At 38.1% G+C, this 7,761-nt stretch carries 6 protein-coding genes and 1 pseudogene; all 7 read right to left on the bottom strand.

Translation table 11 applies throughout. The features are described from left to right. Positions 1-285: 285 nt before the first annotated feature. Positions 286-687, bottom strand: coding sequence for a hypothetical protein (locus tag HMPREF1551_RS03785; protein ID WP_021627715.1), 402 nt, complete (start codon positions 685-687; stop codon positions 286-288). Then, positions 672-1,412 (bottom strand): T6SS effector amidase Tae4 family protein, encoded by a 741-nt coding sequence (locus HMPREF1551_RS03780; RefSeq protein ID WP_021627714.1) that lies wholly within the window; start codon positions 1,410-1,412, stop codon positions 672-674. The genes HMPREF1551_RS03785 and HMPREF1551_RS03780 overlap by 16 nt, the downstream gene beginning before the upstream one ends. An 11-nt stretch (positions 1,413-1,423) precedes the next feature. Further along, positions 1,424-2,170, bottom strand: coding sequence for a DUF4280 domain-containing protein (locus HMPREF1551_RS14165; protein WP_021627713.1), 747 nt, complete (start codon positions 2,168-2,170; stop codon positions 1,424-1,426). Continuing rightward, the gene (locus HMPREF1551_RS03770; RefSeq protein WP_021627712.1) at positions 2,167-4,665 is read right to left on the bottom strand and encodes an AAA family ATPase; all 2,499 of its coding nucleotides are present in this window, start codon (positions 4,663-4,665) and stop codon (positions 2,167-2,169) included. The genes HMPREF1551_RS14165 and HMPREF1551_RS03770 overlap by 4 nt, the downstream gene beginning before the upstream one ends. A gap of 544 nt (positions 4,666-5,209) precedes the next feature. After that, complete coding sequence (locus HMPREF1551_RS03760; protein ID WP_021627710.1) at positions 5,210-6,274, bottom strand: PKD domain-containing protein; 1,065 nt, start codon at positions 6,272-6,274, stop codon at positions 5,210-5,212. A 389-nt stretch (positions 6,275-6,663) separates the two neighbouring features. Next, on the bottom strand, positions 6,664-7,248 hold the full coding sequence (locus HMPREF1551_RS14475) for a hypothetical protein (RefSeq protein ID WP_155851607.1): 585 nt from the start codon (positions 7,246-7,248) through the stop codon (positions 6,664-6,666). Positions 7,249-7,379: 131 nt separating this feature from the next. After that, positions 7,380-7,761: pseudogene (locus HMPREF1551_RS14470) on the bottom strand (helicase); the annotation flags it as partial.

Below are 7,761 nucleotides of genomic sequence, written 5' to 3'. Positions count from 1 at the left end.
CATCAGCAGTTGTGGCTACCAATTTCTCTTGGGGTTCTTCCTCATTGATAAAGACTTTAGTCTGTGTAAGTACCTTTAACTTATCGGGAGCGTTGCCAAATTGACATTGGCAGGTTGCTCCTTGGCATACTAAATGTTTCTGGCTCATAATACATTATCTTTTATGTTGTTATCTTCTTTTCTGTTCCACACAATTTTCCCTTCCTGCCAATCGGCTATGATGCTATTGTTTTTCTTAGTCTGCGATATTTTTTAACTAAGAAGTTGCGGAACTTAGTACAAATTTTATTCATCAGATAAAGGTTGTTTTTTTCTATATTTACGTATGAGTCTCTTTATAAAATGATGTAATTCTTGTGATTCATAAAAATCAGTGCAAAGATAACAAATATAATTAGCTTGCTCATCATATAGCCAAGCAGGAGGTGGTGGACCTTTATAATATTTATCAGTTTTTTCCTCTGTATAAAATCTTACTTCATCCATTAATTCATTAGATATTTTCTTCACTTCAAGTATATATGATGAAGTATAGTCGTGAGTACTACATTCGCTATCTATCAAATGATAGTTGTGTGCAATACAATAGTGAAGAGCATATTTTTTTAACTCTTTTAGTGTATTCTGAGCAACTATAAAGTTAGTTGTGAGTGAAAGTAATACTGTTATTTTTATTTTAATTCCCATAATTTTATTAAATCAGTTTGTACTATTTTATCTTTTTTTCCCCCTTTTCCATCATAGTATTTTGTCATATGAAAATAGTAATGAGGATGATCAGGATTATTATAGTCAGGAATATTTCCTACATAAATTAAATTTTTTCCATCCCAAAGAGTGATATGACCTCCTGCATCACCCCATCCAGAGATACTAAATAGGATAATCCCTTTCATTTTATGAAGTCTATTCCAATCATCATCTGTTAAAGACTTCTTTTTCTCTTCTATCTCTTTTTCTAGTTTTTTATTTTTTTGAATAGGATCCTTCTCTTGTATTATAGGAATTCGTTTTATTGATTTTTGAAATTCAGGCTTTCCTAAAATATCATCTAAATATTTTGATAGTTCCCTAACTCTTATCCAATAATTTTTTTTATCTTCTCCTTTTATAACACCACCAACAGTGTCTCTATATGAAGAATTATCAGAAGATAACGTTATTCCGCTTAAATTCAAAGCTCTGCTAATCCTTATGCAACAAGAATTTCCATATCCTGCATCATTAATTGCATTTTCTGTTGTAAGAGATGAAAGAGTTTTTCCCCCAATTTCAGCATACAATTTAACAGTACTCATAGAGCTATTGGGGTAATTCTTTATCATATCCTCCCATTTAGGTCTTTTAATCTCAATAGGATCAGCTTGTTTGCCATCACAAACAGCAATAAATTTTCTTGATTCTAAATTCATATTATTCTATTTTATTTGATAATTAATGTATACTCTTTCAAGGGTTTTTCTATTATGGCAACTCCATTTTCATCAACAACACCTTTAAAGGTCAACTCAGTTAAATCATTTATGATGGGTTTTCCATCCTCTGATTTAAAGGATACGGTAACCTCTTCTCCTTCAAAATAATTAACAGTTTTTACAACTAAATCAATATCTGTATAAAATCTTGACTTCCCCTGAATAGTAGTGTTATTTTTTCCGTATTGCCAAAAAATATCAGTGATTTTCTTACTCACAGAAGAATCAATGCTATCATTTACGAATTTACCGAAATCCATAAAAGGATTGATCATATCCATTTTAATAGGATCAGCATTATGTAGATTGCGGTTTGTTATCTCAGCCACTTGTCCGTGGTTGATGATGCTGATACAGTCCTTGCCACCTATGGGGCAGGTGGCTTTACTGTCCTCTAAAAGGGGATGCCCGTTGTTTTCCTCATAGGTAACGTTCTCATAAGCACCGCTCCATTGAGTTACCATTGCCTGACAGGGTTTATAGCCCCCACCTGGTAGTGGTTGCATCTGACATAGCCCAAAGGTGTTTTTCTCAAAAGTAGCCCCTACATCAGCAGTTGTGGCTACCAATTTCTCTTGAGGTTCTTCTTCGTTGATGAAGGCTTTGGTCTGTGTAAGTACCTTTAACTTATCGGGAGCATTGCCAAATTGACATTGGCAGGTTGCTCCTTGGCATACTAAATGTTTCTGGCTCATAATACATTATCTTTTAGCTTGTTATCTTCTTTTCTGTTCCACACGATTTTTCCGTCCTGCCAATCAGCTATGATGCTATCACCTTCCTTAAACTCTCCCGCAATAATCTTTTTAGCTAAGGGACGACGCAGTTTAGCGCGGATAACGCCCTTTAAAGGTCGCGCCCCGTATTTGATATCATACCCCTCTTCTGAGAGTTGTTCTTTGGCGATATCAGTGATTTCTAACTGTATATTGATATTCTTTACCAAGTCCAACAGCTCTTTCTTTAAGTGTATCTCAAAGATTTTTAGCGCATTGCCCTTGCTGATAGGGGCAAATGGTATCGTTTCGGTAAGTCGCCCTAAGAACTCAGGACGGAAATAACCACTCATACGCTCTAAAAGCTCAGAAGAAGTAGGGATATTTCCCTTTTCAAAGGATTGTACGATAAACTCAGAACCTATATTGGAAGTGAAGAGCACAATAGCGTTAGAAAAGTCTCCCTCTTTGCCCAGACGGTCGTGGAGTTTACCCTCATCCATTATCTGCAAGAAGACGTCAAATACCGAGCTATGTGCCTTTTCAATCTCATCAAAAAGCACAATAGCATAAGGCTTTTGGCGTATTTTATTGACTAACAAGCCACCCTCTTCATAGCCTACGTAACCTGGTGGTGCGCCATAGAGCAAGGCAGCAGAATGCTCTTCCTTAAACTCAGACATATCAAAGCGGATAATGGCATTCTCATCTTGGAATAGAAACTCAGCCAACGATTTGGCAAGCTCTGTCTTTCCCGTACCTGTGGGACCTAAAAAGAAAAAAGAACCAATGGGCTGTCCTGCTTTATTTAAGCCTGAACGACTTTCCAAGATAGCTTCAGAGACAATTGCAATGGCGTGATCTTGCCCTACCACCCGCTGGGCTAATACATTTTCCATATCATTGAGTCGCTGCTTTTCCTCTTCTTTGAGCTTGCCAATAGGGATGTTGGTCTTTTGAGAGATGATAAAAGCAAGGTCGTATTCAGTGATGTGGCTTCGTTTTTCTTTTGCTATGTCTTCAATACGATCAATAAGGCTGCGGCATAGGTCAAGAAGTTCATCAGTAGGGGTGTTTTCAATGGGATTATGCTCGTTCTGTGTTTCACTCTCTGAGCCACTGAGGTTTTGCAGTTTTTGGCATAGGTCTTTATAAAGCCACTGAGCCAGCAATTGGCGGTCTTTTTCGCTGAGGAGCTTTTTGTTTTCCCTCAGTTCCAATACTTTGCCTATAAAATAGTTGCGTTCTTTTAAGAATGACTCTCCTGCTGTTTTAAGCGATGCCATTGTCTGGTCTATCAGGTCAATAGCTGAGGCAGGCAAGCTGCGTTCCTTCATAAAACGCTTGGAAAGGCGAATAGCCTCCTTGATGGTCAGGTCGTCAATGCTGATGTTGTGGTGCTTTTGATAGTCGGCTAAGGCTTGTTTGAGCATTCTAAAATGGGTATCATCATCGCTTTCTTCTAACCTTAAAAGTTCAAACATACCCGATAGTCCCTGTTCTTTTTCTATCTTTTTGGTGTATTCCTCAATGGTAGAGGTCGCAATAAGCCGTAAGCCTTTGGAGAGTTCGCTTTTGAGTAGGTTCGCAATAGAAGAGTCTGAGGCTTGTCCGCCCAAAATAGAGTGGATTTCTTCAATGATAAGCACTGCTTTGGGGAGTGCTTTAAGCTCTTGGGCGATGTTCTTTAAGCGGTCTTCAATCTCGCCCTTATAAGAAGCTCCAGCCACGATAGCCCCCATATCCAACTCAAAGACTTCTAAACCCGCGAGCAGTTCTGGGATTTGCTGCCATACCACTTTCTGTACAAATCCCTCTAAAACAGCTGTTTTACCCACTCCTGAATCACCGATGACTAGCACATTAGGCTTGTTAAAACGGCAAAGTATTTCAATGATTTTGTTGATTTCAGTATCGCGCCCTACTAAAAGGTCTTTTTCTTTTTGAGGTTTTACCTGTGCGTTTTTGTAGATGCAGTATTTTTGTAAGAAGTTGTTTTTCTTTTTTGCTGAGGGTTCGTCAGGAGTGTTGTTAGAGAAGATGGTACCGCTTACGGTTTGGTCTTTCAGGAGTTCAGCACGAGAGACGGGAAAGGTCTTCATCTGGTCAAAGCTAAAAGCTACCCCTGGGCTGCTAATGGCTACTATTACCGCAAAGAGGCTTATTTCTTCCTCTAAAAGACTCTCAGCGACCTCATTTGCCTCTGTGAAGATGGTATCAATTACCTCGTCAGGTTCGCAGCTATAAGTATGCGTGGATTTAGGAAGTTCTTCAAGACGCACTTCTGCCCATTCCTCTAAGTAAAACACGTCAATACCCTTTGCCTCTAAAGCTTTAAGCAAGGGCAAATCGCGATTGAGCATCGCTTTCAGCAAGTGCGCTCCTGAGTAATGAGCGTGGATATGCTCCTTGCCTATCTTTTGGGCTATTTGAAGGGCTTTTTGGACTTCCTGAGTGTAGGGTTTTTGTTGCATATGATTCTAAAATCTTTTACTTTTTAATAACGAAAAATGTCAATGTGTTTAATAGTAGTACCCCGATAAAATCAGTGTAACTAAAAATCATTATCTGTTTGTGTGAATTACACAATACATCTCCATCTCCCTCTTCATAGGTAGTTGTCAGCAATAAGTAATAGCATATAGTTATCAGTGTAATAACATTGATTATCAGTAATATACCTATGGTATTACTTTTTGCTATATATTTTTGTAGTATTATAATTACATTCATTACCAAATAAGCTGCAATAGGTATAACAATCGTATTATGAAAGTCTGTACTATCAAAAACTGTTGGTTTAATATACATTATAACTACAAAACTCAAACTTATATAAGCAAAAACACTTAATATCGCTAATAAATATTGAATAAATTTACTATCTTTATTAAAAAATCTACGATAGAATAGATAAAACAACTGTACTAATGGAATGAGTATGCTAATTCCAATGCTGAAAAATAGTATTCCATCCATTGTCTTAATTATCTTAGATTTTATTTAAGCTAAAATCTATCACTCTTTTACCCAAATCCCCCATTTCTTAATCTTGTAATAGATATAGATATGTTGAATACAATTTTTAGTGTCTTTTTGTAGGCGCATTGTGGAGATTTTAATCTTTTTACCTGCAATATCCCTACAAAGCTGTTCAAAGGGTACGAGTTTTTGGTCGTTTACTACCACAGGAGTGCTAAAATTACCACAGAGATACTCTTTAAAATCGTCTTTTGTCTTAGATTGTGCGGCTACTTGACCCAGCAAGAGTTGGAACTGTTCTACTGAGATATCTGGTGCTTTTTTAGGGGAAGGAATACTGTCTTTCTCCTTTTTGGGTGCAGGGGTTACAGGTAGGTGTCCAATAAAATCTACTAAAGGGTCTTTTTGAGCCTTACCCCGTGGCAACTCAAAGTCGGAATGAGGTTTTTCAAATTCGTAAGAGGATGCATCGCTTTTCTTTTTAGCAGCAATATGTTTAGGGGCGATGTAGATGGTTTTAGTGGCGATATGCTCTATATCGCCATTGACAATCAAGGAAACGGTCTTTTTGCCAGTGGTTTTAAAGCTATAAGTAACTTTTTCACCAAGGGCATCAGTACCAGCACCCTCGCCAAAACTCCACTCAAAAGAAATGCCACCTTCTTTGCGGGCGTTAAACTTGATGGTATCCCCCTCAAAGGCTACATTGGGGGCGATGATAACAGGCAGATAGCCTGAATCGGCATCAGGGTCTGTGATAGTTACTATTTTTTGAAAACTGCAAGTGTTGTTGATGGTAAGGGTAACGATGTATTGTCCTGCCTTGTTGTAAGAGTGAAGTGCGTTTTGGTTGTAATCTACCGCAGAGCCATCGCCAAAATCCCACTTCCAAGAAGTAGCTCCTTTGGTATTATCGATGAACTCAATGAGATTTTTAGTGATGAAGTCGTCTGTGTGGATAATATATTTGGCTTCAGTGCAGTCTGTGCGGTGATTGAGTTGGTATATTAAGATTATGAGCCCGAGCAAAAGTATCCCGCCAAAGGTGAGAAAGACTGTGGTATCGAGTTTTGGGAAGTATTTTAGCACGCTTTTCTTCATAAAACAGGAAAATTGATGAATTGTGCGGCAATATTACTAAAAATATTCTACATCACAAAATAAAAAGACAAGGTTTTTTCAAAATATTTTTACAGACTTTGTTATCTGCTGATAATCATATAGATATAAAATATTTAGATACTTTTGTCTTTTTATGTTTTGGTTCGTTTTACAATAATACGACTAATATTTTACTAATTTAGTGTTAGTAAAAGTTTGTAGGGTGAGCTTATAACAAAACCTATCTCACGCCTAAAAAATGTACTATCTCAATGAGATATAGCAAATTATAAATAAGCAATCCCCTATAGCTACCCTATATACGGAGATAATGTATATAGGGCGTATATAGGAGTTATATAGGCAATATAGGGGCTGCTGTGTTGCCACTACATCCTGAATTTCACCCCTGATTTTACTTCCTGCTTTTCAGGAGTGTTATGCTGCTCTTGAGACTCTTGTTCCCCCTGCTCTACAGACTCCCCTTCCTCAGCACCACTACTCTCAGGAGTAATGGACAAGAGTATCCTTCGGTCGATAGTTGCAAGGTCAGTTTTAAGCTGGGTAAGTTCAGCTTCTTTATTCCAACTGCCAGAGAGGATTTCTTGAAGTATAGGCAAGTCTTTTTGGATGTCAGCGATCTTTTGCTGTTCTTTATCAATGAGAGTGGGAATTTTTTCTAAAGCGCGTATAAAGAAAGAGGCAGCCTGCTTGGGATCTGTTGCCATTGTGCCATTGTTATGGGTGTATTTAATACCTCCTGCCCCTTCTGCGTAAAACTTGATTTCCTTAAAACCGAGTCCATCGCTTTGGGCAATACTGGTCTTAGCCAGCAGCTGAAAACCATAAAGCTCACCTATCTTTCTAAACTCTCCATTGATATCTAAGTTCTTGGCAATATGATTGAGTTTTTCACCCAATTGCTTGATGTCTATTACTCCCTCTAAGCCTGTGAGCTGTAAACAGTTTTGCATACTACCATCAGGGTTTAAGATAGCTTTTTTGTTTAACTCCTCCCAATCGGTTTGTAAGCCATTTAAGGTATTTTGACAAGTTGTTAAGCTCTCTGTAAGATGTGCCAATCATGTTTGGGTAGAGGACTTGGCACGATGAAAAGACTGTCGCTCACTCTCCAAAGAGGCAATGCGCTTTTCTAATTTGGCTTTATCTAAGAGGTCGGTATTCCGCTACATATTCAGAATAGTTCATTCCCGATTTTTCGTCCATAGCTCCCTCATCAATGGTTCTTTTGCCCAACTTATTGTTCTTAAGCTGATCGATAAAAAGCTGTTTGTTAAACAGTAGATTGAACTTGTAAGAGTCCAAAGACTTTTCGACGGCATAGATAATCACATCCACCTTATTATCAGCAAAATATTTGGCCACTTCATTGCCTTTGCGAATGGCACGTCCGTCCCTTTGTTGCAAGTCGCTGGGACGCCAAAGGGTATCCAAGTGATGTACAGCAACGGCTTTTTTCTGTGCAT

Source organism: Capnocytophaga sp. oral taxon 863 str. F0517 (genome assembly GCF_000466425.1).
Taxonomy (GTDB): Bacteria; Bacteroidota; Bacteroidia; order Flavobacteriales; family Flavobacteriaceae; genus Capnocytophaga.
This window is presented reverse-complemented; position numbering and strand designations above follow the sequence as displayed.

Bases quoted from the DNA above. Each gene is read 5' to 3' on its own strand.
- HMPREF1551_RS03785 (WP_021627715.1), bottom strand. From the start codon at position 687: ATGGGAATTAAAATAAAAATAACAGTATTACTTTCACTCACAACTAAC.
- HMPREF1551_RS03780 (WP_021627714.1), bottom strand. From the start codon at position 1,412: ATGAATTTAGAATCAAGAAAATTTATTGCTGTTTGTGATGGCAAACAA.
- HMPREF1551_RS14165 (WP_021627713.1), bottom strand. From the start codon at position 2,170: ATGAGCCAGAAACATTTAGTATGCCAAGGAGCAACCTGCCAATGTCAA.
- HMPREF1551_RS03770 (WP_021627712.1), bottom strand. From the start codon at position 4,665: ATGCAACAAAAACCCTACACTCAGGAAGTCCAAAAAGCCCTTCAAATA.
- HMPREF1551_RS03760 (WP_021627710.1), bottom strand. From the start codon at position 6,274: ATGAAGAAAAGCGTGCTAAAATACTTCCCAAAACTCGATACCACAGTC.
- HMPREF1551_RS14475 (WP_155851607.1), bottom strand. From the start codon at position 7,248: ATGCAAAACTGTTTACAGCTCACAGGCTTAGAGGGAGTAATAGACATC.